Origin of the sequence: Proteiniphilum sp. (genome assembly GCF_034331125.1) — a bacterium.
Classification (GTDB): Bacteria; Bacteroidota; Bacteroidia; order Bacteroidales; family Dysgonomonadaceae; genus Proteiniphilum; species Proteiniphilum saccharofermentans.
In genome coordinates this window covers 23,892-47,320 of record NZ_JAXQGC010000038.1, presented here as the reverse complement: position 1 = coordinate 47,320, position 23,429 = coordinate 23,892, and the positions used below count along the sequence as shown (strand labels likewise).

Here is a 23,429-nt window from a genome sequence, read left to right as displayed (position 1 = left end):
AACTAAAAGTGAATCTCACCTGGGTACCCCACCTTCCCACTTTTCCACCTTTCCACCTTAATCAGGTTTCTTAAATTTCCAGCGGTCATGCGACCATAAATAATAGGCCGGCTCCCTCATGGTTGTCTCCTCCAGCTTCCTCATGTACCGCTCCATAATACTGTTTTCAGTCTCTTCACTTGCGTCAGGCGTAATCACAAAAAATTTACCTGTATAATGTCCTCTTTTCACTTTTTCTATGTCCAAGTAAACAATAGAGTTTCCCAGACGCCGGGCTATTTTTTCCATGCCGGTTTGCACAGGAGTCTGCTGATTCATAAAAGTAGTCCAGTATTTATCTTGACGTGGTGATGGCCTCTGGTCATTAAGGAAACCGATTACCATTATTTTTCCCTGATTCTGAGTGCGGATCATCTGCCGGATGACACTTTGCATCTCGATGGGTGCGGCATGGAAGTGGCTTCTCGTCTTTAGAAAAAGATAGTTAAATGCATTGGAATGGAGTTTTTTATAGACAAATCCCAATACGATATCTGAAGCCAAATGCAACCCCACAGAAGTAACCCATTCCCAGTTACCATAATGGCCAAGAGCCACTATACAGGATTTTCCATTAGAAGTCAGCCGGTCAATTATCTCCGGATTTTCAAACTTCATCCGTTTCCGCACGTCCTTATCGCTAATATGAAGCGTTTTAATGGTTTCTACAAAGTAATCACACAGGTGACGATAGAATTTTCTCTCAATCTTCCCGATGCCCTTTACTGACTTCTCAGGAAAAGCATTCTTCAAATTTTTCCTTACAATTTTTCTCCTGTACCTTACCACGTAATAGGCTAACAGGTAGAGGATATCGGAGAGAATATAGAGCACTCTAAACGGTAACAATGCATGCAGATATGCTACTGTATATAACAGTGAACCTCCGACCCCCTTTTTACTTCCTTCGTCATCCATTAAAAATCGCTTTCATTGCCATTTCTTCCTCGTCATACGCACCCACTTCCACTTCTGTAACCCTGTTCACAAGCGATGCATCGTAATCGGCATACAATTTTACATAATTTTCGGTAAATCCATGCATTTTCTTACCCCGTTTTGTATGTTCAAACAATACCTTTTTCCGGCTTCCCTGCTGCGACAGGTAAAAATCCTTCAAGCGTTCGTCAGAAAGATCCAACAAGGTCTTGCTACGCATATGTTTTGTTTTCGGATCTACTGCATAGTCGATATTTAGCGCTGCCGTACCGGGACGTTCGGAATAGGTAAACACATGCAGTTGCGAGAAATCGATGGAGCGGATAAATGCTTCCCCCTCTACAAAATAATCATCGGTCTCGCCCCTTACACCCACAATCACATCCACTCCGATAAAAGCGTGAGGAAGGATCTGTTTGATCTTTTCCACCTTGTGGCGGAACAATGCAGTATCATACCGCCGTTTCATCAGGCTCAGTACAGCATCACTACCCGATTGCAGCGGCATATGGAAGTGGGGAGCAAAACGATGTGATCCGGCCACAAAATCTATAATCTCATCCGACAATAAATTCGGCTCAATAGACGAGATGCGGTAACGCTCCACACCTTCCACCTTATCGAGTTCTTTGAGAAGATCCAGGAAGGATTCTTTGGTGGTATGTCCAAAATCGCCGATATTTACCCCTGTCAGGACAATCTCTTTACCCCCTTCCTGCACAACCTGTTCAGCCTGCCTTACCAGATCGGCAATCGACCCGTTACGGCTTCTGCCTCTCGCAAAAGGAATAGTACAAAAGGAACAGAAATAGTCACATCCGTCCTGTACCTTTAAAAAATAACGGGTACGATCGTCCGCAGAAACGGAAGGGACGAACGAGCGGATGCGGTGTGTCTTTGATGTGACAACCTCTCCTTTCTCTTTTTTCTTCAGATCATCGAGATATTTTACTACATCGAGCTTTTGCTCTGCACCCAATACTAAGTCGACACCTTCAATGCCGGCCACCTCTTCGGGTTTCAACTGGGCGTAACACCCCGTAACAACCACAAATGCCGAAGGGTTCTCCTGAATCACCTTCCTGATAGCCTGACGTCCTTTCTTATCGGCCAACTCAGTGACGGAACAGGTGTTGATCACACAAATGTCGGCTTCCTGCCCCTTCCGGGCACGACGCACACCGGAATTTAATAACTGCCTCCCTATAGCAGATGTCTCAGCAAAATTTAATTTGCAGCCCAGGGTATAATAGGCGGCTGTTTTATTTTGAAAAATAGTTCTGTCAATCATATCTGATTTGTCATATTCATATCGTTTCTCCTCGAAAACAGACCCATGGGAGAAACAATTCGCACGACAATAAATTAACTGTGAATAAATGAAGGGACAAAATTACAATTTTACTCCTAATTTACAGCCCTTTTTTCTTTGATAATACATTTTTAGCTATTACTTTTGCTCATATTTAGCAATAATGTGCAATCATGATTGAACAAAACTTCATCAAAATATACGAAGAGAGTTTCAAAAAGAACTGGGATCTGCCTGCACTGACTGATTATAAAGGCGGCAATTCATATACCTATGGTCAACTAGCCCATGAAATAGCCAAACTTCACCTTCTGTTTTCGGAATTACAGATTGAAAAGGGTGACAAGATCTCGCTGGTCGGTAAAAACCACTCCTCCTGGTCTATTGTTTTTATGGCTACCATCACTTACGGCGCAGTGATTGTCCCTATTTTACATGAATTCAATCCGGAGAGCATAGAATATATTATCGATCATTCCGATTCAAAACTGGTTTTTGTCAGTGAGGCTATCTGGAAATCCATCAACAAGGATAATCTGAAGATGCCGGTATTTGAATTATCCTCTTTATACTCTCTTCTGAAAAGTAATGATGAAAGTACAAGCGAAAAGGCAGCCAAACTCGAAGAACTATTTTATCGCACCTATGCGGGCGGTTTCTCGCGCGACGATATCCGGTATGCAGACGTAAGCAATGAAGAAGTAGCTTGCCTTAATTACACATCAGGAACAACCGGATTCAGTAAAGGGGTGATGATTACGGCAAATAATTTTGCAGGGAACGTCACTTACGCCGGAAAATTAAATCTGCTTTTTGCCGGTGACCGCAATCTGGCATTTTTACCGATGGCGCATGTATATGGTTGTGCATTCGACTTTCTCTATGCACTTTCTGCGGGTGTCCACACCACATTGCTGGGCATCTCCCCTACTCCCCAGAACCTTATTGTTGCACTGAACGAGGTGAAGCCACACCTTATCATCACGGTACCTCTTGTCTTTGAAAAGATATATAAGAAGCGGATCCTGCCGGTAATAGAAAAACCGGCTGTCAAAATGCTTTTGAAAGTACCCGGGATCAATAAACTCATACTTAATAAAATAAAGAGTTCGCTGACAAAGACATTGGGAGGAAACTTCAGGGAGGTAATCATCGGTGGTGCAGCACTCAATGCTGAAGTAGAAGCTTTCTTCTACAAGATAAAATTCCCTTTCACTGTTGGTTATGGCATGACGGAATGCGCCCCGCTTATTTCTTACGATCACCATTACGATTTTGTACCTACATCCTGCGGTTCGGTATTGGACAAGATCATGGAAGCACGTATCGATTCGCCTGATCCTGAAAATATTCCGGGTGAAATCCAGGTTAGGGGTGAAAATGTGATGAAAGGCTATTACAAAAATCCCGAAGCGACAGCAGCAGCTTTTACAGCCGACGGCTGGCTTAAAACCGGCGACCAGGGTATCATGAAGGGAAGGCGCCTGTTCATTAAAGGAAGGATAAAAAGCATGCTCCTTTCGGCAAACGGACAGAATATTTATCCCGAAGAGATTGAATCGCAGTTGAATAACCTCCCGTATATTGCTGAAAGCTTAGTGATAATGCGTGACACAAAGCTTATCGCGATGGTCTGGCCCGATATTCCCGCCATGAAGGAGGACAATATACCGGAAGAAAAGCTTAAAGAGATCATGGATGAGAATAAGGGAATACTCAATCAATCGGTCGCTCAATACGAGAGGATCGCCGCTATAGAAATAATGGAAAAGGAGTTTGAGAAAACACCCAAGAAAACCATTAAACGCTTCCTCTACGAGTGATATACGGTCCGGAATCCGGCTTCTCTTTTTCAGATCATCAAGATTGACAAATACTTAATATTATTTAACTATAATTTTTTAGTAAAACATGTTCTATAACATGTTTTTGATGTAATTTTGCTTCGTTTTTGATAAAGCATTAATATTTATCGTTTAAAACTACTAAAAAATGAAAAAAGTAATTTTATTAGTTGCTACTATTGCAACTTTGGGTTTCATTTCTTGCAACAATGCTCAAAAAAATGCTGAAAAGGCAACGCAAGACAGTATCGCTGAAGCAGCCAGATTAGACAGCATTGCCAAAGTTCAGGCTGACAGTATCCGGGCAGCTATCGAAGCTGCTGAAGCAGCAGCCGCCGATACTCTGGAACAAGTGATTGAAGAAGCTACTCCTGGTGTGAACTAATCAGAGAGTAAAGTTGACATTGAAGTGCGGCCACCCCAAAAGGGTGGCTTTTTGTTTGATATTCTACCAAAAATAGTAACTTTGTTTATCTATTCCCTGTAATATGGGAACAGACCCAAAGGATAACCAAACAGACTTATCTTTAAAATAGAATTTTATCAACAGCAAATGAGAAAGATCTTTTTTACCACTTTGTTGGTGTCTCTCGCATCACTCTCAGGGTGTAACCAGAGAGCCAACACCTATTTCGAGAAGAGACTGGCTTTCCCTGATTTGCTCACTTCCGACCAGAAAGTCAAACTCTCGGCATATGTTGTTCCCACACAAAACCAGTATGAATGGCAGCGGATGGAGTTAGCCGCCTTCATTCATTTTGGGATGAACACCTTTACCGGGAAAGAACGGGGAGATGGCACAGAGGACCCGGCACTATTCAATCCCACTGATTTCGACGCCGACCAGTGGGTCAGCACATTACAGAAAGCAGGTTTTAAAATGGTCATTCTCACGGTAAAGCATCACGACGGTTTTTGCCTTTGGCCTACCAGAACTACCAGTCACTCGGTAGCGTCCTCACCCTGGAGAAATGGTTTTGGGGATGTAGTAAAAGAGGTGAAGGAAGCATGTGACCGTCACAACATGAGATTCGGTGTTTACCTATCACCGTGGGATAGAAATGCCGAAAGTTATGGCGACTCACCACGGTACAACGCTATGTTCGCACAACAGTTGGGAGAACTGCTTACAAACTACGGGGAGATCCACGAAGTATGGTTCGACGGTACTCACGGTGACGAACATGACAGTAAAGTGCAAAGATACGACTGGACACATTTCTATCAGGTGGTCGACAGTCTTCAACCCAAGGCTGTAAAAGCAATTATGGGTAACGATGTGCGTTGGGTTGGCAATGAAGAGGGATTGGGCAGAGAGACTGAATGGAGCGTCACTCCTCTGCAGCCGGATATCAATGATGCCATCATTAATGAAAATATACGGTTGGGTATCTCTCCTACTGCGGAAGATTTGGGTAGCAGCCGGCTTATCGCCGAAGCAAAAACAGTTTATTGGTATCCTTCCGAAGTAGATGTATCCATTCGGCCGGGTTGGTTCTATCATCCGGAAGAGGATCAGGCGGTAAAAACATTGCCCCAGTTGGTGGATATCTATTTCCAGTCGGTCGGGATGAACTCGGTACTCCTGTTGAATATTCCACCGGATAAACGAGGCAGATTACATGAGACAGATACCGAGCGACTCAAGCAATTCGGCAACTATATCACTCAGACTTTTGAAAACGAAAAACTCACAAATGGAAATATAGAATGGAAAGCCCGCACGGGAGCAAGTCGGGAATACAATGTGATACCGGGTGAAACAATCAATACGGTGATGCTGCAGGAAGATATCCGTAAGGGCCAGCGTGTTGAAGAATTTGTTGTGGAAGGGTGGATAAACGACGAATGGGTGGAATTGGTAAAGGGCACTACCATCGGCTATAAACGATTGCTCAGGTTCGATGATGTCTCTGTTCCTAAATTACGGGTAACCATTTCAGAGACACGTGATATCGCCAACATTTTCAAGGTGGGTGCTTATCATGCTCCGCATTTAAGCGAGGGAACCGATACTTATCATTCTGCAAAATAAAAATCAAATTAAAATATTTATAATAATAATGATCATGCGAAATTTTATATGGATATTTTTCCTTTCTGTTTCTTTAGTGGCAGAGGGACAAAATATAGGAGACCTGTTCAAATCAATGCCGTCGGAACTCCTTCCGGGAGTATCGGAAGGCAATAAGACCATGCTGTTGGTCGATTCAGGCAAAACAACCGTTCCTTACGCACTGGGTGAAATAAAAAAACTGGAGCAAAGCAGCGATTATCTGAAGATAAAAACATCAGATGCAGGTACCACCCAATTAAAAATGCTACCGGTTGCGAAGGATTCTTCGATTGTATGTATAATCAAGACCGTTTGTGCAGAAGCATGTGATAGTCATATCTCTTTCTATACAACGGAATGGAAAAAAATAGAGAACAATAGTTTCCTACCGGAACTCACCAAAGAAATTTTCTTCGATTCTTCCAAAAAAGAGATGAAAAATTATAAATATGCAGTATCTTTGCACCACATTTACCTGATCTCGGCAGAGTTCAATGAAAGCGGTAGTGATTTAATGCTGACATTCAACTACAAAGCACTTTTGACAGACGGCCAGATCGCAGAGATAAAGCCTTTTCTGAAAAGTGACACCGTTACATTTAAATGGGAAAACGCTGTATTCAGGCAATAATAAGGCAATCCTGCACCCGTAGTTCAATGGATAGAATATCGGATTCCGGTTCCGACGATGTGGGTTCGATTCCCGCCGGGTGTACCCAGCGGGACAAGTCAAAAAAAGAGAGACTTGTCCCGCTTTTTTGTTCCTGTAACTTATTGTTAGATTGATAGATAAGAGCAATCGCAGAATTTAGTCTCGGGGTTCGATGTTTTATTCCGTCAAACTCCAAAAAATCAGGGAACATCGAACCCAATATAATCCTTTTTTCTTCTATATCCCCGTTCTCATACCGTCTATCAATGTTTGCGACTTTTTTTAAGGCACTCGCTACCAAATCCTTAATCTCCGTCCCTACTGTTGCCAAGTCGTTTAATCTTCGTTCTAGAACCTCTATTTTCCCTTTGGTTAATTTCTTTACTTCCTTAAAATCATCATCTGCCATTTCTCCATCGGCATTCTTTAAAAGTGCATTTTGATAGCGTTTGTTCAATGCATCAATTTCACCTATTATATTTGCCCTTTCTACGTTTTGTGTTTTGGTTTTGTTGTTGAAGTCTTTTATGAATGCTTCGATAAAAACGTCAACCATACCAGGCTTTGGCGACATATACCGTAGTTGTTTTATAAAAGCCTCATTAACTGTTTCGGCTTTGAACCTTACTCCACATGATGTACTACAATGATAATAATTGTAGTAAACTCCCAACTTACCCCTTGAGGAACTCCCTGTCAGCATCCTATTACATTTAGGACATTTGAGAAAACCTCTAAGCGGGAGATCATCGTTAGACACTATCTTGGGTTTTATCTTCTTTTTTCTTCCATCGAGAACATCCTGAACTTCCCAAAATAGTTTCTCACTAATTAATGGTTCATGCTGTCCCTTTACAAAATATCCTTTTTCTTCCTTATAGGGAGGAACAAAGATCTTGCCACAATACAATGGGTTTCGTATAGCTCTCCAAAAACTATTTCTGCTAAATCGACCTATGCCATTGGCTTTTTTCTTTGCCTGCTTCCATATCTGTTCCGTATTGAAATTACTTGTAGCGATTTGTTCAAATGCCCATTTCAATATGGGGGCTTCAATTTCATGCAGAGCAATATATTTCTTTTTGTCCTCTGTCATCTTGTTTACATATCCCAACGGAGCAGTAGCCATATATCGCCCCTCTTTTCTTGCCCTGCGCATTCCGTGAAAAACATTCAATGCCCGTCTGTCATTTTCAACTTCCGGCGCAGCAAGATAGAATGCAAGCATGATTTTATTTTCGGGAATAGTCAGGTCTAAGGGCTGTTCTATTGCTTCGGGAGCAACACCTAATATCCGTAACTGGTTAATCATTTGATAGGCGTCACCTGCATTCCTACTGAACCTGTCCCATTTTGTAAAAAGCAACAAACTCCCGACCTTGCTATTTTTTGATTTACGTAGTTTGGATAAATATTTCTGCCATTCGGGGCGTTTGAAAGATTTAGCCGAATGGTCTTCTACATAGATATCCCTTATTGGAATGCCTTTGAGTTCACAATATTTTCTTAAACGGTCTTCTTGGTCACGGGTTGAATATCCCTTGTCTGCCTGTTCATCGGTCGATACACGTATATATAAATCAGCTTTTCTCATTACAACATTTCTCTTTTGATACAACTAAAGGTTTCCCCTTAGATATTGATTTACTGCAATACTGGCAATTTTCTTGACAAATGCCAAGATTGTTTTCGCTCCCTCTATATCGACCTCCGTTCCTTTCTTTTTTAAGATTTGAACTACTCTTTCAGGAGTTAAATCGTTCGTTTTATCATCTTCCATATTCAACTCTTTTTGCTTGTTACAAATGGGGAAAACTCCGCATCGACAAACTTAAAGAGTTGATAAACTGTGTGTTTTAGAGTGGCTTTTCAGCATAATTGTTTGGCTTTGTTTGCCAGTTTAGAACCATTTTACCAATGCCATCCTCATAGCTTCCACGATTGATTTTATGCAAACAGCCTGTATGTTTTATGTCCGCTTCTTTGGAGCAAAGGTATGAACGTGTTCTTAACACCGACAAAAGGTCAAGCAAGTTTGATAAAAAAATCTCCACCGTTGGTAGTATTTTTTTTCAAAACCTTGTGTCGCCTAAACACTAACCTATTATGCTCCCGAAACGAAACATAACATACTCCGGCTCTTTACACGAATAAAAAAAATGTCAGGCATGAGGATTAAAAGCATTGGAAAAATGGTATTGAAACAAAACAACACCTCCTCTCATTGCCGAATAAATCACAAGAAATCAATCAACAATTAAACAGTAAAGAAATGGCACATCAAATCAACACATTGGAAGCGAGTATATATGTCGGCACATACGGAAAATATAATGCAGGTTCACTTTTTGGCAAGTGGTTAAACCTCTCCAACTATTCAGACAAGGACGAATTTTACACCGCTTGCAGGGAGCTGCACAAAGACGAGAGAGATCCCGAGTTTATGTTTCAGGACTTCGAGAATATCCCTGAAGATTTAATTTCCGAAAGTTGGATAAGCGATAAAATATTTGACGTTTTGGAGGCTTTGGATGATATGGAAGAAAGCCAGCAGGAGCCATTTATGATATGGTGTAATAATCGTAGTCACAGTTTTTCGGATGAAGATATATATGACCTGATAAGAGGCTTTGAAAACGAATATGTGGGCGAATATGAGGACGAAGAAGATTACGCTTATAATTATGTCGAACAATGCTACGATTTGCCGGAGTTCGTTTTATCCTACTTTGACTATGAGAAGTTTGCCCATGACTTATTTATGGGCGACTACTGGTTTGAAGATGGTTATGTATTCTGCAATTCATAAACACTATTTTGGGCTAAACATTACGGGAGCGGTACGCCGTTCCCGTAGCTTTACCCGAAAAATCGGACGGGCAAAAAGACAGACCCTCCCGATGGTCGGGACAGTTTTTTTGCTGGAAAAAGCGGTACAACCTCTTTGAAAAACACATTCATCCCTATGTCTGTATTTTTCAAACAGGTTGCCAATAGTTTTATAGGATATTCAATATCCTAATTTATTGTTTCCGGATTTAGGTTACTTTCTTTCGTGAGTTGAAACGGGAAAAGAAAGTAACAAAGAAACCTAAGATTGCGACTGATTTTTAAAATATTCCGTTACTATCCCGCTGATCCCCACGCTGAAATATTTCCGGTTTCCATTCAATACGTCAATGGCTGTTAACATTTCATCGGGATCGGCATATTTCAATATATATCCCGATACACCTATTTTCAGCATATCCGTTACGCTTTCTTCATCATCTTCCGTACTGGAGATTAAAACTTTTAAATCGGGATGCTTTTCAAGTAGAAGTTTAGCCGTAGAAAAGTCTTCCTCTATGATACAGACATCCGGTAACCGGTCATTATCACTGATTTTTTGCAAGGCATCCTCTCCATTATCTGTTTGGAACAATACTGTATAACCCGTATTTTCGAGTTGTTTTACAGACATATCCCTAAACTCTTTAAAGCTATCTATGATTGCTACCCTTACTTTGTTCGTGTTGTCTTTTCCTGTGTCCATAATATTCGTTTTAAAACAGCTAAGCCCGCAAAAAAAGGCGCAGGCAACCCAACTTACCGATACTGAGGCACTGGTATGCCTGACAACGAATAAGCGAGCACCCACGCCTATGGCGCGAGTATTCTTACTTATCGTCCCGTTGTCTTAAAAATTACCAGTTTTCAGTACCGAGACTTAAAGCAAAAACACTTTAAGTATATTATTTTTCAATAGCAAAGATAACGGATTTTCTTACGCAACATTATTTTGGCACTCAATTTTATTAAGCATAGTTGGAACTTGATATAAAAAAACGGTACAGACCGCTTAAATCTGTACCGTACCATAATATCGTTTTGTTATTATTGTGGGCTTTGTATCTCCGTGTCAGGCAATACTTTTTCGCTTGCTTTTTTCTCCCTTGAATAACTCCAAAGGAATAGCAGACCGAATATAATCAATGCAAGGGCTACCAATTTGCCGATACGTTCAACAATCCGGATAAACACCGACTTTTCATAGGAAGAAAAGCCCTCCGCTCCGGTAGGGCTTCGCCTGTAAAACTTCCGACGGTTAATCCAGTAACGCAGCCCCAATCCCAAGACCAAAGCAATTATGCCTATAACCAATGTTCCATCCATAACTACAAGTATTATATTCCGCTCTTAAAGATACAAAAAAATGTTCCGATCACACGAAAACACGAAATATGAATAAGTTAAAATGAAAAAATCCCACCACACGGGCAGGATTTTTCCGTCTTTAATCACGGCTGTTAAACTGAAAGTTCAATTGCTTTTCGTTACCGAAGTTGTCCGATATCCAAATATCAAACGATTGTGATACGGTGGATTGCGAGGTGTAATACAGCCTGAACTGCGTCTGTGGCAAGAGATACAGGTCATTGGGCATGTATGGCGGTTCGTCGTAATACCGCAATGTACCCTGCCCGTCAAACTGGAAATACCTTATAAAGTATTCCGCATCCTGGAAATTGTCCGACTGTTCAATGGTAAACCTTATTTCAACGGTTTGCCCATTGGCGACCTCTTTGGGTACGGGCATCACCTGTACCTCAAAAGGGTAATTTTGCTGTATTTCAAGTTCATTCTTTTCGCAGGAGGTCAGCACCACCGAGCAAATCAACGTTGCCATTAGCATAATAAATACCAGGGAATTTAGCCTATATTTTCTGATTAATACTGTCATAGCAAATCAAGTTAAAAGTTAAACCTTAGTCCGATCCCTGCCGATGGACGGAACTGTTTCAAATCCGTACCCCATAGCACTTTGGTACGGCCTTGCAGGAGCAATACAAAGCGGTCGGACAGGTATGTTTCCAACGAAAGCCGACCGCCTGTACCGTAAACAAAATTGTCACTATCGAGGATTGTCGAGCCGTCAGGCAACACCGTTTCGCTCCGGTTAATGGTCTCGTAACCAGCCACGGCTGTAAGCCCCGCATTCAGTGCGATATTCTTTCTTATATCGCCCAATAGCTGGAGACTGTAGCCCACCTCACCCGTATAGGTTTCGAGCGGTATCCGCACATCCCTGTAAGCGGAAAGCTGATGGGTATATTCCGCACCGTATATCCAATAATTGCCGCTCTTTCCGTTCACGGTCAATGTCAAATTCAGGTAGTAATTTTCGTTTATCTCTTTGGATAACATTCCTGCATTTATTTCCACACCCTTTTGTTTGGGGAGCATACGCTGTGCATGTACTACCGTAATGCATAGCATGGCAAGTACCACGGTAAAAATGTATTTTATCATATTCTTTTCTGTTTGAATTAATTAATTTTCAGGTGCATATCGTTTATCAACCTGGCGTGTACGAGGTCGGTGTTTTCCACCTGCAATACCTGCTGCCTGCCACCGTTTTTTTCAAAAACCTCAATCACCAGCACCTTGTCGTCCGTAATGGTAAACTGGTCGAGCAGGAAGACGTTTTGATCGGTAGTATTGCCCTTGATTTCACCGGGCGGTTTGTACATCCGCAACGGGATCATTGGCTTTTCCTGTACCACGGTACGTTTGGCTACTTTTTTATCCACCACTTTAAAATTCACAAAGTCAATATTAAACGGTACATTACTTCTATTGCGCAGTTCAGTATGGAAATAGAATTTTCCGTTATGGACGTAGATGCCTTGCAGCAGGAATTGTATGCCATAACTTTTCGAGCCGATATGCTTTACAATCCTTTTGTTCTCCTTATAAATCGTCTCCATGAGCAATCCGGCCAGCGACGGCGAATTGCCTCCCAATTCCTCAAACAGCACGTCATTGACATTTTCCCTGTGCGTTGCTTTTTGCATGGTGAGCAGATCGTAATTCAGCGTTGAGGGACGGGGATGGTAACGGACATTGAAATTATAAAACCGGCCATCGTCCGTAATAACCGAAAAATTGGTTTCCTCTTTAAAATCCCTTACGCTTGCTTTTATACGAAGTACGTTTTCCGCATCTTCGGCTTTACCCGCGATAAGGTATTCACTACCCAAGTCCACGTAGCGTATTGCGGACGGAAAGATCAGGTGTGAAGTCTTGTTATACGTCACCACCATTTCGTAAGGTTCGACCTTACCCATGCTCAATTTTGTCGTATTGGATGCAACCTGTTGTGCATCCGCACCGGTAATAAAGGCCATTAAACAGAGCGTTGCCAATAGGTTTTTAAATATTGCTTTCATTTTCATTCTGATTTTTTAGTGTTGGACATTTAATTTTTTGAAACGAGAAAAAGTTGATGACCGGTTTTGACGGTTACTTTGGGTGTCCTTACTTTTTTGGAGAAGTACCCCGATACGCCCTGCACCACCCCACGGGAAAGGTCAGAGGCTACTTGTTGCCCCGCCGAACGGGTCATCATAAAGGATGTTCCGGAGGTCTGGCTCATATTGGATGCGATTTCGGTTAACGCATTCATTTCGGGGGAATAGGGTACGTATAATCCTTGCTGTCCGTCCACATCATACACGGTTATATCGACCGGGATAATGTTACCCTCAAATTCAATGGATGTTACCTTTAGTTGCAACCTGCCTCCCTGAAACTTGGCGTTTGCCGTTAATACTGTTCCTGCCGGAATGGAACGGATCGGGGTTTGTGCCGTTTCCAATAATCGTACCCGCACACCGCTTTCATCGGTTACAACCTGTGTTTCCTGCACTACCGCCCTGATGCTGTTTTTTGGCTGTATGACCTGTTGCGAAACACCTGCCGTATAAAAGCCACGGTTTCGGGGTTCAGTCAAATTTGCAAAAAAAGCACTGTCGGCAGGTTCACGGTACAATGCGGACACCGTATTTTTCCTTTCAGGAGTGAATGAAACGAAGTGTTCCTTTTCCGAGGCACTCCTTGCCGTAGCAGCCGTATCTGCATTATTGGGATGTGCCATATTTGACGGCAGGTAACGTGATGCCATTTCGTATGACTTTTCCATCAAAGCCAGTTGGTCTTCCAAAGTTGTTGCCGGTGGTACTTCCTTTTCAGCCAACTGTTCTTTCAATTCGTCAATCTGCCTGCGAAGTTCTTCTGTTTCATCATCGTAGTTGTCATAGAACGAGTTCAACGTGCCCTGTACATCCCGATAACTTTCCACGGCAGGATTGTTGTTCCGGCGTGTTGCACGCCTGAAAGCATTACTGTTTTCGTAGTCGTAACCCGGCAGTTCATCTTCCATATCGGAATTACTATCCCCACTCCAGTAGTCGGATAACGACAGAAGCGCATTGCGGTTTTCCTCCATTCTTTGTTCAAATATTTCCTGTTCATAAGCCTTCTGCTTGTCGGATTGAAGCCCTGCATCGGTAGCCTGTGGCACGACATCGTTCAAACCGATATCCTCTACCTTATTCTTATTGGAGGATGGTTTGAAGATTAAATACATACAGCCGACAAATACCACACCCATAAGTGCAAAAATGATGGGTTTTGTCAGCTTGTCGGATTTGTCCGGCGCACCGTCTTGGGGTGCATCCGTTCCGATATTTTGGTTTTTGTCTTCTACCAAAATAGTCACTTTCTTATTTTCATTGTCTTCCATATTTTTTATTTTCTAAAGTTGTTGTAATACTGTCCTGCGGGGAAACCGGGGGTTTGTCCTGCCTGATGACCGGATTTTCGATATGCTCTATCCTGATGGTGTTACCGGGCTTTGCCACATCGTAGCACACATTAACCAGTACGATAATGGATAATAGGGCATACACCGAAAAGAGTAGCAGGGTACAGCGGTGCTGTTTTTTTACAGGCATCGCCCGCCATTGCCCGTTGAGCTTATCAAACCAATTATTGACAGATGTCCTTAAATTCTTCATACCTTGACTGTTTCCCGTTCTTAGCGCCTGAAACGCCTGTTGGGGCAAACTGTCTTTTGCTTGGGAGCATCATTCACCATAGCGATTGCCTCCCTTGCTTTGGGTACGGTCATCACGGACAGGTTTGCCAATTCCGATTTTTTCAGTAGTTGCCCGTAATTGTCTTTCCTTGAAATTTCCATTTTTTCGAGAGAAAATTTTCCGTTCTTGTGGCTCACATACATATTACATACCACATACGGGTCGTCCTCACCCGACCATTGCAGGTAGCTTGTCAACAACAGTTCCGGCTTGGGTGTCCCCTCCGAGCCATTCCGACAGTTTTCGAGATATTTGCTTATGCTCTCTTTCAACTTTCCGGCATATGCACCCTCCGTGTGAAAATAGCCATCATATCCTTTCTCCGTAAGGATTTTGGCAAACGTGTTCAAATCTGATTTTACTTCCATAATTTTTATTTTTAGCGATTGATAACTTCCATGTCCCTGTTTTCCAATACGGAAAACCTTTCAATATTGAAACCCTGCGGGTTGTTGTCCGAGCGGACGGAGTTCACGAGATAGCAGGAGGTCACAAGGTTTCGCCTTGTAACGTTGCTCGACCGGATGATAAATTGCCTGGCATACGTCCTGACGGAATAGGGATAGGTGTCGAAGTTACAGACCACGCTGTCCACTTCGATACGCTGTTGCACATTGCCCGCAATGATACGGTTGTAATATCCCTTTTCCGAAAGGTCTTTGTAATAATCAAAAGCCGATTTATCGGCAAGATTGAAAGCCCTTTTCATATTGCTTTCGATAGCATTCTTATCCGGTGCGAGCGTAAAGAACAGTTCATGGAAACGCCGGACGTGTTCCCTTGCCTCGACGGGTCTGTTGATGCTTGCATCCTGTGACAATGCCAACATCAATGATTTGCCATTATCCAACACATAAATCTTTTCCCGTTGCAACTCCGCAAACCGGTAGGATTGCCAAACGGCATATCCTGCCACGCAAATACAGATCACCGCAAATACGATGGCGTACAGGCGTATTTGCCTAAAGCTGTTTTCTATATTCCTTAGTGTTTTAAATTCCATCTTTACCAATATTTTTTATTTGTTCATTAACCTGCCACCGATGTTGCCCGCAACTGCCCCCGCTCCCGCTCCGGCGATGTTTCCGGTTTTCGATGCAGTCTGGTTGACGTTGCGCATATAGTTTCCTGCACCTCCGGCCTGGATGACCCAGCCCGCCACCGTTGGAATGGTGAAGTAACCCAGTATTCCGATTATCATAAAGACGATATACACCGTGTTGGACGTGTCGGGTATAAATGTTGGATCGTTAAGCTTGTCGATATCCCGTTCAAGTATCAGGGATTGTATCTTGGCAAGCATGGCGCTGAATATATCGGCGATAGGCAACCACAAGTACACACTAATGTATCGGGTCAGCCATTGCGTAAGTGTGGATTGAAAACCATCCCATACACTTATCGCAAAGGCTATCGGCCCGAGGATACTCAACACGATCAGGAAGAACGTCCGTATAGTATCTATGACCAGTGCCGCTGCTTGGAATAGTATTTCCAGCAATTCACGAAACCAGTTACGGATGCCTTTCTTCAAATCGTACATTTCACGTTCCATACGCATCCCCGCATTCGCCATAAGGTCGGGTAGCGACCATCCCAATTCATCCAATCTCTTGTCAAATTCCTCGTCGCTTACGAGGTAGGCTGTTTCAGGGTTGCGGAGCATCGCCTCCCTTTCCAGCAGGTCTTTTTGTCCCTGCAACTTGTTCAGGTCGAGCACCTGATTTTCGAGCATGGCGTTTGTACCTTTCACCACCGGACTTGCCACCGCATTGATACTTCCCAATACGATGGTCGGGAAGAACATAATGCAAATCCCCACGCCGAACGGTCGGAGCAGAGGAAAAATGTCTATCTGCTCCGCACGGCTCAACGCCTGCCATACTTTCAATGCCACGTAGAACAATGCACCCAGTCCGGCGATGCCCTTTGCCACTGCCGCCATATTAGCGGATAGCGGGAGCATGTCATCATACAGCGAGCGCAGGATTTCATGAAGATTATTCCATTCCATAGCTTACCAGTATTTTTGTTCGGGAGTACCGTACAATTCCAGCACCCGTTGGGTGTCATTCTGCTTTTTAGCCCTCAAAATGCTCACGGAGATATTCTTGTTGGTATAGTACCGGACAAGGCTGTGGTAGTCCTTGACCTCCTTGTAAACCCTGTCGATGACATCCATACGTTCCTTGTCGGTCATGGAAAGTGAGGATGCGGTGACAATCTGTTTCAACTCTTTCAACAGTTCGGTGCTCTCGTTCAGTAATGAGGAATATCCGTAGGCGATTGCCGTCAGTTCCTGCGAGCTGAAATTGGGGTCGTTCATCATCTTTCCAAAATTTTGCACATACATTTCGGACACATCACCCACGAGCAAAACCGTCTGTTGCACCTTACGGGCATCTTTCACAAGGTTGTTTACCGCTTTCAACTTGTCGTAATACTCTTTGCCCTGCTCGTACACTTTCCTTACCTCATTGAAATTTTTTACCACGTTTGAAACGGTGGATGAAGTCTGCACAATTTCATTGGCAGAATTAAGGATGCCCGATGCGAGGTTTGACGGGTCAACAACAACCCATTGTGCTTTTGCGGACGGTGCAACGGCAAGCATTATTGCCGTACACACCAGTAACATTACTTTTTTCATTGTTCCTGTTTTTTTAAATGATTAATAACTGTTTTCGTTTTCACGTCTTTCCCGGGCAATGCGCTTGATAGCCTGTTCCACATTGCCGTCCAGTTCGGATGCCAGTTGCATGACTTCCATCTTTTCGGTTTCTTCGGTAGTGTAGGCAAGGTATTCTTCGAGCGACACCTCCGTGGCATACACTGCAGAGTGCGTTCCACCTAGCCCGATCCACACTTCCTTGTAAAGCCTGCTTGGGTCATTGTTTAAATTGATGGAAAGGATCTGGGATTTTTCCTTTTCCGTCAGTCCGAGCATCGTCTGGATGTCGTCAAACTTGTTCATGTACTTGCGTTGATCCAGGAGGATTTTACAGTCGCTGTTGTTGATGATACTCTCTTTGACAATCGGTGATTGGATGATGTCGTCCACTTCCTGCGTTACCACGATAGCCTCACCAAAATATTTACGGACAGTCTTAAAGAGGTATTTGATATACTCTGCCATACCCTCTTTTGCGATGGCTTTCCACGCTTCCTCAATCAGTATCAGTTTACGCACACCTTTAAGCCTGCGCATCTTGTTGATGAATACCTCCATAAGTATGATGGTTACCACGGGAAAGAGGATTTTATGGTCTTTTATCGCATCAATTTCAAAGACTATGAAGCGTTTGGAAAGCAGGTCGGGTTGCTTATCGGAGTTCAGCAGGTAGTCGTACTCTCCTCCCCTGTAATAAGGTTCGAGTACATTCAGAAAATTAGCAAGGTCAAAATCTTTTTCCCTTACCTTTTTGTCCTCCAATACATTGCGGTAATCGCCCTGCACATACTCATAAAAGCCATTGAAAGACGGGTAGCCATCGTTTTGCCTGATGCGCTCGATGTAACCGCTCACGGCGTTGGATAACGCCACTTCTTCCGAACGGCTCGGCGGTTCGTCGTCACGTTTCCAAAGTGTAAGGATGAGCGTTTTGATACTTTCCCTTTTCTCAATATCAAACACACCGTCCTCGGTGAAAAAGGGGTTAAAGGCGATGGGGTTATCTTCGCTGTAGGTAAAGTAAACACCATCCTCACCTTTGGTCTTGCCTTTAATCAATTCACACAACCCCTGATAGCTGTTTCCGGTATCCACGATCAACACATGCGCACCCTGTTCAAAATATTGCCTCACCATGTGATTGGTGAAAAATGATTTTCCCGAACCTGATGGCCCCAAAACAAATTTGTTGCGGTTCGTGATGATACCTTTTTTCATCGGCAGGTCGGAAATATCCAGATGGATGGGTTTTCCCGTGATCCTGTCTGCCATCTTGATACCGAACGGCGATGGCGAACTTTGGTAGTTGGTTTCCTGGGTGAAGAAACACAATGCAGGTTCGATGAACGTATAAAAACTTTCCTCGGCAGGAAAGTCACCCGCATTCCCTGGCATTGCAGACCAGTACAACGTGGCAACATCCGTGGTGTTGTGGCGTGGCTTGCATTCCATTAAGGCCAACGCACTACCGGTATCGTTCTTTATCTGTTTGAGTTCATTCAGGTCATCCGACCATGCCATCACATTGAAATGTGCACGGATAGAGTAAAGCCCGAAACTGTGGGCTTCGTTCAGATACCTTTCGAGCCATTCTTTGTTAATCTGGTTGGCACGGCTGTATCTTCCCATCGAGTGCATATTCCTTGCGGTTTTCTCAAACTTGCGCAGGTTCTCATTGCTGTTATCCAAAAACAAATATTGGTTGTAGATGTGGTTACAGCTTAGGAGCAGCCCCACCGGAGAGGCAAAGGACAACAGGCAATCGCTTCTGTCCGTGGACAGTTTTTCATACCTCGTACTCGCCGATACCGTATTGGGCAAATCATCCGTGTCCGAAAGCGTGTGCAGGCACAGCCTGTTGTTACCGATACGCACATCCTCACTTCCCAAAACGATATCCTGCATGGGTGTTCCAGTTTCCCTTGACAGGGTGAGGTACTGTTCGAGCAATCCCTGTTTGTCCCGTGTACCGATGATGTCATCATCGGTCAAACGTTCCAGTCTGACAAAACCACTATCGTTTACTATACGCTCAAATTGTGCCACCGCTTCCATGAACCTGCGGACGGTTTCTTTATCCCTTATCTCTTTTGGGATGAGGACACCTTTGCAAAGTGAACTGAAGTTACTTTGCATCCGCATCCGCTCTTTGGTCGTCCTGGTCAGGAACAGGTAACAGTAATGGTTTAAAAAAGGACGTTCGTTAAAATGCTGTTGATAGGACTTGGCAAGAAAACTCAAACCGTCCTGTGCAATATCCGGCGCATAGTTCTCCTTTATGTACCAATCCTGTTTGTGGACGATGGAGTAGTCCGGCAAGGTCTTGATAGCCTTGTGCCATGCCGAATGGATGGCATCGTACTCCACAGATGCTACCGTGAACAATTCCGGCAGGTGTACACGAAAGCAAGCCGTGATGTCCGCATCCTTTGAAACGATGCAGTTGTGTTCCACCGCCAGTAATGGGAACTTGCTTTCCAACGTTGTGGTTTTTGCTGTATTTCTCATAGGGCAGTGGGTTTACGGTTATACTTCAAATAGCGGTGTACCGCTTTGCGGCAGATGATGTATTTCGGGTGCTTTTTCTTTGCCCCTGCTTTCATCAATCCGTGTTCTCCATATTTACGGTTCATTGCAAATGCCTGCCATACGACAAGCGATCCGCCGACTGCCCCGATAAACAGGCACACAAACGAATTTGCCCCTGCCATATACATAATCATAACGAGGATAAGCACAGCGAGCAAACCTCCGGCGAACATGAAAAGGTACTGTGCTTTCAATCCTTTGAACTCGACCGTCCTGCCGATACCTTTATTGATATTGTAATTGCCCATAATCTAATTGCTTTTTTAATTCATAATTTGCGGTAAGCACTTCAATCTTTCTTTTCCTCGGCTTTCCCCTGTTGATATCCACAATTACCTCCCGATGAAGTTTGATATTGTACCAATTGTGCTTTTTCGTAAACTCTGCCAGTTCAGTACTTGGATAACTGCTCAAAAGGAACTTTCCTTTTACTTCGGAAAGGCATTTGAGAAGTGCCAAAAAATCTTCACGGGAATATCCGTCGTAATGTCCGCAGTCTGTATTGATATAGGGAGGGTCGCAGTAATGAAATGCCTGTTCGTAATCGCGCGAGTTGATAATCCGTAGTGCATCGGTATTTTCAATTTGCACATTCTGCAATCGAATGGCGTATTCTTCTGTAAATGATTGCCGTTTGTTGAATAATTTCAAAGTACTTGTAGATCCTGTTTTATCATATCCCCAACTACCATTTATCTTTGAACTGAACGACTGGTTGCACAGCACCCAAACTGCCCAGGCTCTTTGAAGGTTGGAGAACAGGTGCGGATTGTTATAAATAGCTTGTGCGTCATTGTGTAGTGAACGGCTATGCAAACTGATCCTTATCAGCTTTTCCAATTCCACAAAATTGTTCTTGCAGACCTCATAGAAATTGATAAGTTCCCGGTTGTAGTCATTTACCACCTCGACTTTCGAGGGTGGCTTTGCCCAAAATATAGCTCCGCCACCTACAAAGGGTTCAACATAGGTTTGATGCCTTGGAATAAGTGGCAGTATGATATGTACCAGACCTTGTTTCCCCCCATAGTAGGTTAATGGCGTTTTCATTCTTTCGTTTCTCGACATAACTTGTTCGTTTTTTTACAGGAAAAATGAACGAAGAATGGTTGCCGCTACGATCAGGAAGATGCAAGCCCCGAACCAGCTGGCAGCCACTTTACTGGTATCGGGATCACCCGATGAGAATTTTTGATACACCTTTACACCCCCGATCAAACCTGTCACCGCACCCACCGCATAGATCAGTTTGGTCGCCGGGTCAAAGTAACTTGTAACCATCTGTGTGGCTTCATTGATACCGGCAGAGCCGCTTCCCTGTGCGAACACTCCGAATGCCGACAGGAGCACAACGCCGGTCAGCAACGCTTTTTTACTAAGTCTTTCCATGTTAAACTGAATTTATTTTGTTACTACTTCCCCGCCTGTTGCGGGCTTCGGAACAAAAGTCTAATGGAAATCGAAGCATTATTTGATAGTTGTCGCCAGTGGAATTTTTTGGCAGGGTATGGTATTGTGTTAAGTAAAAGGCATAAAAAAACGCCAAACTTTCCGAAGCCTGACGTTTCCTTAACCGGCGGTATATTTTTCAATTATTTTAGTGGACTACTTTTCAATTATTATTTACAATTCGGGTTAACCCCTTACATTCTTCGTCCTTTGCTTTTTCGTGGTTTGGGTATTTCCACCTTATTTTTACTTTGCTCCTGACGGATTTTAACCGCCCAATCAATGTAGGCTTTTGCGTCGTCCATATTGTGGGGTAAGGATTTTCTGTTTCCTGATAGTTTGCTGTCATCAAGTCCTACAATATACCCGTAGTTCGGGAACTCGTCTGAACGGAAAACAATAATAAGATTGTTTATGTCCTTTTCGACAACATTTTTTTTATGACTTACTATAGTATATCCTTTGTATTCCTCGAATATATAATCTGTATCGTTTTTTGAATTTATCATACCTGTTCTGTTTTGTGGTGATTAATAATATATGGTATATCACATTCCATACTTTAAAAAAACAAAGGGAAGCCGTCCATTCAGACGAACTCCCCGATGTCGAAATTTTCCAAATCATTTTTCCGCAAAACGGGAGAACTGAAATCCGTTCCGGTGGAGAGGCTCTTATCCAGCAACTTTGCAATTTTCCGGGAAGCCCCCTCCATTGAGTTTTCGAGCAGACTGAACAATTCAGTTCCTTGTAAACGCTGAACTATATCCACCGCTTTTTGTTGCAGGGCTGGCTCAAGCACTTCTTGCTCCAACAATGCCCCCACGGTAGTCAGTTCTTCAAAGGTAACCCCTGTGGCAAACTCATTGTCCCTGTCCTGAAACCCATCATCATCCCATTCGTCTTCCCCATTTTCAAAATCGGATTTAATTCCGGAATCTTCATCCGGCTCTCCCTGATCTTGCGGATTTTTCCAATCATTATTTTCCCCGTAGGTTTCTGTTGCAAAATTATCAGCCATCTTTCGACTTTCTTCTGTTTGGCTTTTAGTGGCACTCATAAGCACCCCATTTCTCTCTGCGGATTTGGGACGCCCCATAATATCCGGCAGGTCGGGTCTTTCGTTTTCCTGTTTTTCCTCCCTGCGGACGACCCTATGGATAACCACCTTGTCTTTCAGTAAAAGTATGATGACGATAATAAGGCATATTACAATCACTGTTTCCATAACTATATGATTGGTTCTTGCTTGTCAACGGAAATTATCTTTATTTCATCGCTGAAATTCTCAAAGTGGTGTTTCAACACATTATGCAGATAATCGGAAAGTGTGATTTTTCCGTCTCCGAGTATGAAGACGATACGGGATATTCTCTTGTGGAAATCGGGGCTTATGTATATCGATTTCCCCTGCCTTGCGACTAATCCGGTCGGTTTTAAGAATGTTGATTTGTATTGCTCAACCTGCAATACCTGTTCCCGTTGTAATCTTATTTTTATTTTCATTCTGTTTATCATAATCAATTACTTTAAAAAATGGGTTTAAACTTCTCGTTAAAATCATCGGTAATAGCTTTCTCGAACTGCTCGAAATGATGTTCGAGAATATTATCCAGATAAGCGTACAGGGGTATCTTGTCCTCACCGATAACCTGTACGATACGTGAAAGCCGTTCGTGGTATTCCTGCCGTATGTATATACTCTTATCGCCCCGGCGGGTCATCGTATGGCTATTCAGAAAACGTTCGCCATAGCTTGTGCCGAATACCTTCTTTTGTCGGGTGCGCTCTTTGGTTACCGGTTTATCCATTATCCTTTCCTTTTCAGGCTCTGCTGTCGGCTCTTGGGGTGTTGCCGCCTGTTCAGGCTTTGTTGTTTCACCTGCCATGATAGACATTAGGTACGCTTCGTCAATCGGGGCATTTTGCTTTTTCCTGTTTCCGTTCTCCATAGGA

27 protein-coding genes, 1 tRNA gene and 1 pseudogene are annotated in these 23,429 nt (G+C 43.3%); 6 read left to right on the top strand and 23 right to left on the bottom strand.

Annotated features, from left to right (window positions below; all coding sequences use genetic code 11):
• Positions 1-57: 57 nt before the first annotated feature.
• Both U2P89_RS08940 and mtaB read right to left on the bottom strand, forming a co-directional pair.
• Positions 58-957, bottom strand: coding sequence for a lysophospholipid acyltransferase family protein (locus tag U2P89_RS08940; RefSeq protein ID WP_091906468.1), 900 nt, complete (start codon positions 955-957; stop codon positions 58-60).
• A complete protein-coding gene (gene mtaB / locus U2P89_RS08935; protein ID WP_091906470.1) occupies positions 950-2,269 on the bottom strand; it encodes a tRNA (N(6)-L-threonylcarbamoyladenosine(37)-C(2))-methylthiotransferase MtaB in 1,320 nt (439 codons plus the stop codon). The genes U2P89_RS08940 and mtaB overlap by 8 nt, the downstream gene beginning before the upstream one ends.
• Positions 2,270-2,463: 194 nt before the next feature.
• On the opposite strand from mtaB, the gene U2P89_RS08930 reads away from it, so the two are divergent.
• The 5 genes from U2P89_RS08930 (at position 2,464) to U2P89_RS08910 (ending at position 6,905) form a co-directional block, all read left to right on the top strand.
• Complete coding sequence (locus U2P89_RS08930) at positions 2,464-4,113, top strand: AMP-binding protein (RefSeq protein WP_322191207.1); 1,650 nt, start codon at positions 2,464-2,466, stop codon at positions 4,111-4,113.
• A 169-nt stretch (positions 4,114-4,282) separates the two neighbouring features.
• Complete coding sequence (locus U2P89_RS08925) at positions 4,283-4,519, top strand: hypothetical protein (protein ID WP_019540435.1); 237 nt, start codon at positions 4,283-4,285, stop codon at positions 4,517-4,519.
• Positions 4,520-4,687: 168 nt separating this feature from the next.
• Entirely contained in the window at positions 4,688-6,169 is a 1,482-nt protein-coding gene (locus U2P89_RS08920; RefSeq protein WP_091906475.1) for an alpha-L-fucosidase, read from the top strand.
• A gap of 34 nt (positions 6,170-6,203) precedes the next feature.
• Positions 6,204-6,821 (top strand): DUF3256 family protein, encoded by a 618-nt coding sequence (locus U2P89_RS08915; protein ID WP_175456733.1) that lies wholly within the window; start codon positions 6,204-6,206, stop codon positions 6,819-6,821.
• A gap of 12 nt (positions 6,822-6,833) precedes the next feature.
• A tRNA-Arg gene (locus U2P89_RS08910) sits at positions 6,834-6,905 on the top strand.
• 526 nt (positions 6,906-7,431) lie between these two features.
• Here the strand turns inward: U2P89_RS08910 and U2P89_RS15250 are convergent.
• Positions 7,432-8,436, bottom strand: a pseudogene (locus U2P89_RS15250) (recombinase family protein); the annotation flags it as partial.
• 24 nt (positions 8,437-8,460) lie between these two features.
• Positions 8,461-8,622 carry a hypothetical protein gene (locus tag U2P89_RS08900; protein ID WP_175456734.1) on the bottom strand — a complete coding sequence of 54 codons (162 nt, stop codon included), beginning with the start codon at positions 8,620-8,622 and terminating at the stop codon, positions 8,461-8,463.
• Between the two features lie 492 nt (positions 8,623-9,114).
• On the opposite strand from U2P89_RS08900, the gene U2P89_RS08895 reads away from it, so the two are divergent.
• Positions 9,115-9,651 (top strand): antirestriction protein ArdA, encoded by a 537-nt coding sequence (locus U2P89_RS08895; RefSeq protein WP_091906566.1) that lies wholly within the window; start codon positions 9,115-9,117, stop codon positions 9,649-9,651.
• A 282-nt stretch (positions 9,652-9,933) separates the two neighbouring features.
• Here U2P89_RS08895 and U2P89_RS08890 read toward each other — a convergent pair whose 3' ends face one another.
• The 19 genes from U2P89_RS08890 to U2P89_RS08800 all read right to left on the bottom strand — a co-directional run bounded on the left by U2P89_RS08890 (position 9,934) and on the right by U2P89_RS08800 (position 23,425).
• Positions 9,934-10,377, bottom strand: coding sequence for a response regulator (locus tag U2P89_RS08890; protein ID WP_091906480.1), 444 nt, complete (start codon positions 10,375-10,377; stop codon positions 9,934-9,936).
• Between the two features lie 341 nt (positions 10,378-10,718).
• A complete protein-coding gene (locus U2P89_RS08885) occupies positions 10,719-10,997 on the bottom strand; it encodes a molybdenum ABC transporter permease (RefSeq protein WP_091906482.1) in 279 nt (92 codons plus the stop codon).
• Positions 10,998-11,118: 121 nt separating this feature from the next.
• Positions 11,119-11,511, bottom strand: coding sequence for a DUF3872 domain-containing protein (locus U2P89_RS08880; protein WP_322191206.1), 393 nt, complete (start codon positions 11,509-11,511; stop codon positions 11,119-11,121).
• Between the two features lie 65 nt (positions 11,512-11,576).
• Positions 11,577-12,134 carry a conjugal transfer protein TraO gene (locus U2P89_RS08875; RefSeq protein WP_091906486.1) on the bottom strand — a complete coding sequence of 186 codons (558 nt, stop codon included), beginning with the start codon at positions 12,132-12,134 and terminating at the stop codon, positions 11,577-11,579.
• 17 nt (positions 12,135-12,151) lie between these two features.
• Positions 12,152-13,054, bottom strand: a complete 903-nt coding sequence (traN, locus tag U2P89_RS08870; RefSeq protein WP_091906568.1) for a conjugative transposon protein TraN — start codon at positions 13,052-13,054, stop codon at positions 12,152-12,154.
• 29 nt (positions 13,055-13,083) lie between these two features.
• Entirely contained in the window at positions 13,084-14,409 is a 1,326-nt protein-coding gene (gene traM, locus U2P89_RS08865) for a conjugative transposon protein TraM (protein ID WP_091906488.1), read from the bottom strand.
• Positions 14,396-14,683, bottom strand: a complete 288-nt coding sequence (locus U2P89_RS08860) for a nitrogen regulatory IIA protein (protein WP_091906490.1) — start codon at positions 14,681-14,683, stop codon at positions 14,396-14,398. The genes traM and U2P89_RS08860 overlap by 14 nt, the downstream gene beginning before the upstream one ends.
• A gap of 20 nt (positions 14,684-14,703) precedes the next feature.
• Positions 14,704-15,132, bottom strand: coding sequence for a hypothetical protein (locus U2P89_RS08855; RefSeq protein ID WP_091906491.1), 429 nt, complete (start codon positions 15,130-15,132; stop codon positions 14,704-14,706).
• An 11-nt stretch (positions 15,133-15,143) separates the two neighbouring features.
• The gene (gene traK / locus U2P89_RS08850; RefSeq protein ID WP_091906493.1) at positions 15,144-15,767 is read right to left on the bottom strand and encodes a conjugative transposon protein TraK; all 624 of its coding nucleotides are present in this window, start codon (positions 15,765-15,767) and stop codon (positions 15,144-15,146) included.
• A 15-nt stretch (positions 15,768-15,782) separates the two neighbouring features.
• Positions 15,783-16,778 (bottom strand): conjugative transposon protein TraJ, encoded by a 996-nt coding sequence (traJ, locus tag U2P89_RS08845; RefSeq protein ID WP_091906495.1) that lies wholly within the window; start codon positions 16,776-16,778, stop codon positions 15,783-15,785.
• A 3-nt stretch (positions 16,779-16,781) separates the two neighbouring features.
• Complete coding sequence (locus U2P89_RS08840) at positions 16,782-17,414, bottom strand: DUF4141 domain-containing protein (protein ID WP_091906497.1); 633 nt, start codon at positions 17,412-17,414, stop codon at positions 16,782-16,784.
• A 21-nt stretch (positions 17,415-17,435) separates the two neighbouring features.
• Positions 17,436-19,943, bottom strand: a complete 2,508-nt coding sequence (locus tag U2P89_RS08835) for a TraG family conjugative transposon ATPase (protein ID WP_091906499.1) — start codon at positions 19,941-19,943, stop codon at positions 17,436-17,438.
• Entirely contained in the window at positions 19,940-20,272 is a 333-nt protein-coding gene (locus tag U2P89_RS08830) for a DUF4133 domain-containing protein (RefSeq protein ID WP_091906501.1), read from the bottom strand. The genes U2P89_RS08835 and U2P89_RS08830 overlap by 4 nt, the downstream gene beginning before the upstream one ends.
• Positions 20,250-21,092: a DNA adenine methylase gene (locus U2P89_RS08825; protein ID WP_322191205.1), complete on the bottom strand. Its 843-nt coding sequence runs from the start codon at positions 21,090-21,092 to the stop codon at positions 20,250-20,252. Before U2P89_RS08825 ends, U2P89_RS08830 begins: the two co-directional genes overlap by 23 nt.
• 15 nt (positions 21,093-21,107) lie before the next feature.
• Complete coding sequence (locus tag U2P89_RS08820; RefSeq protein WP_091906503.1) at positions 21,108-21,413, bottom strand: DUF4134 domain-containing protein; 306 nt, start codon at positions 21,411-21,413, stop codon at positions 21,108-21,110.
• Between the two features lie 254 nt (positions 21,414-21,667).
• A complete protein-coding gene (locus U2P89_RS08815) occupies positions 21,668-21,982 on the bottom strand; it encodes a hypothetical protein (protein WP_091906505.1) in 315 nt (104 codons plus the stop codon).
• Between the two features lie 80 nt (positions 21,983-22,062).
• Entirely contained in the window at positions 22,063-22,701 is a 639-nt protein-coding gene (locus U2P89_RS08810) for a conjugal transfer protein TraD (RefSeq protein WP_091906507.1), read from the bottom strand.
• A 2-nt stretch (positions 22,702-22,703) separates the two neighbouring features.
• Positions 22,704-22,979, bottom strand: a complete 276-nt coding sequence (locus U2P89_RS08805; protein ID WP_091906509.1) for a DUF3408 domain-containing protein — start codon at positions 22,977-22,979, stop codon at positions 22,704-22,706.
• A gap of 23 nt (positions 22,980-23,002) precedes the next feature.
• Positions 23,003-23,425, bottom strand: coding sequence for a DUF3408 domain-containing protein (locus U2P89_RS08800; protein ID WP_091906511.1), 423 nt, complete (start codon positions 23,423-23,425; stop codon positions 23,003-23,005).
• Positions 23,426-23,429 lie beyond the last annotated feature (4 nt).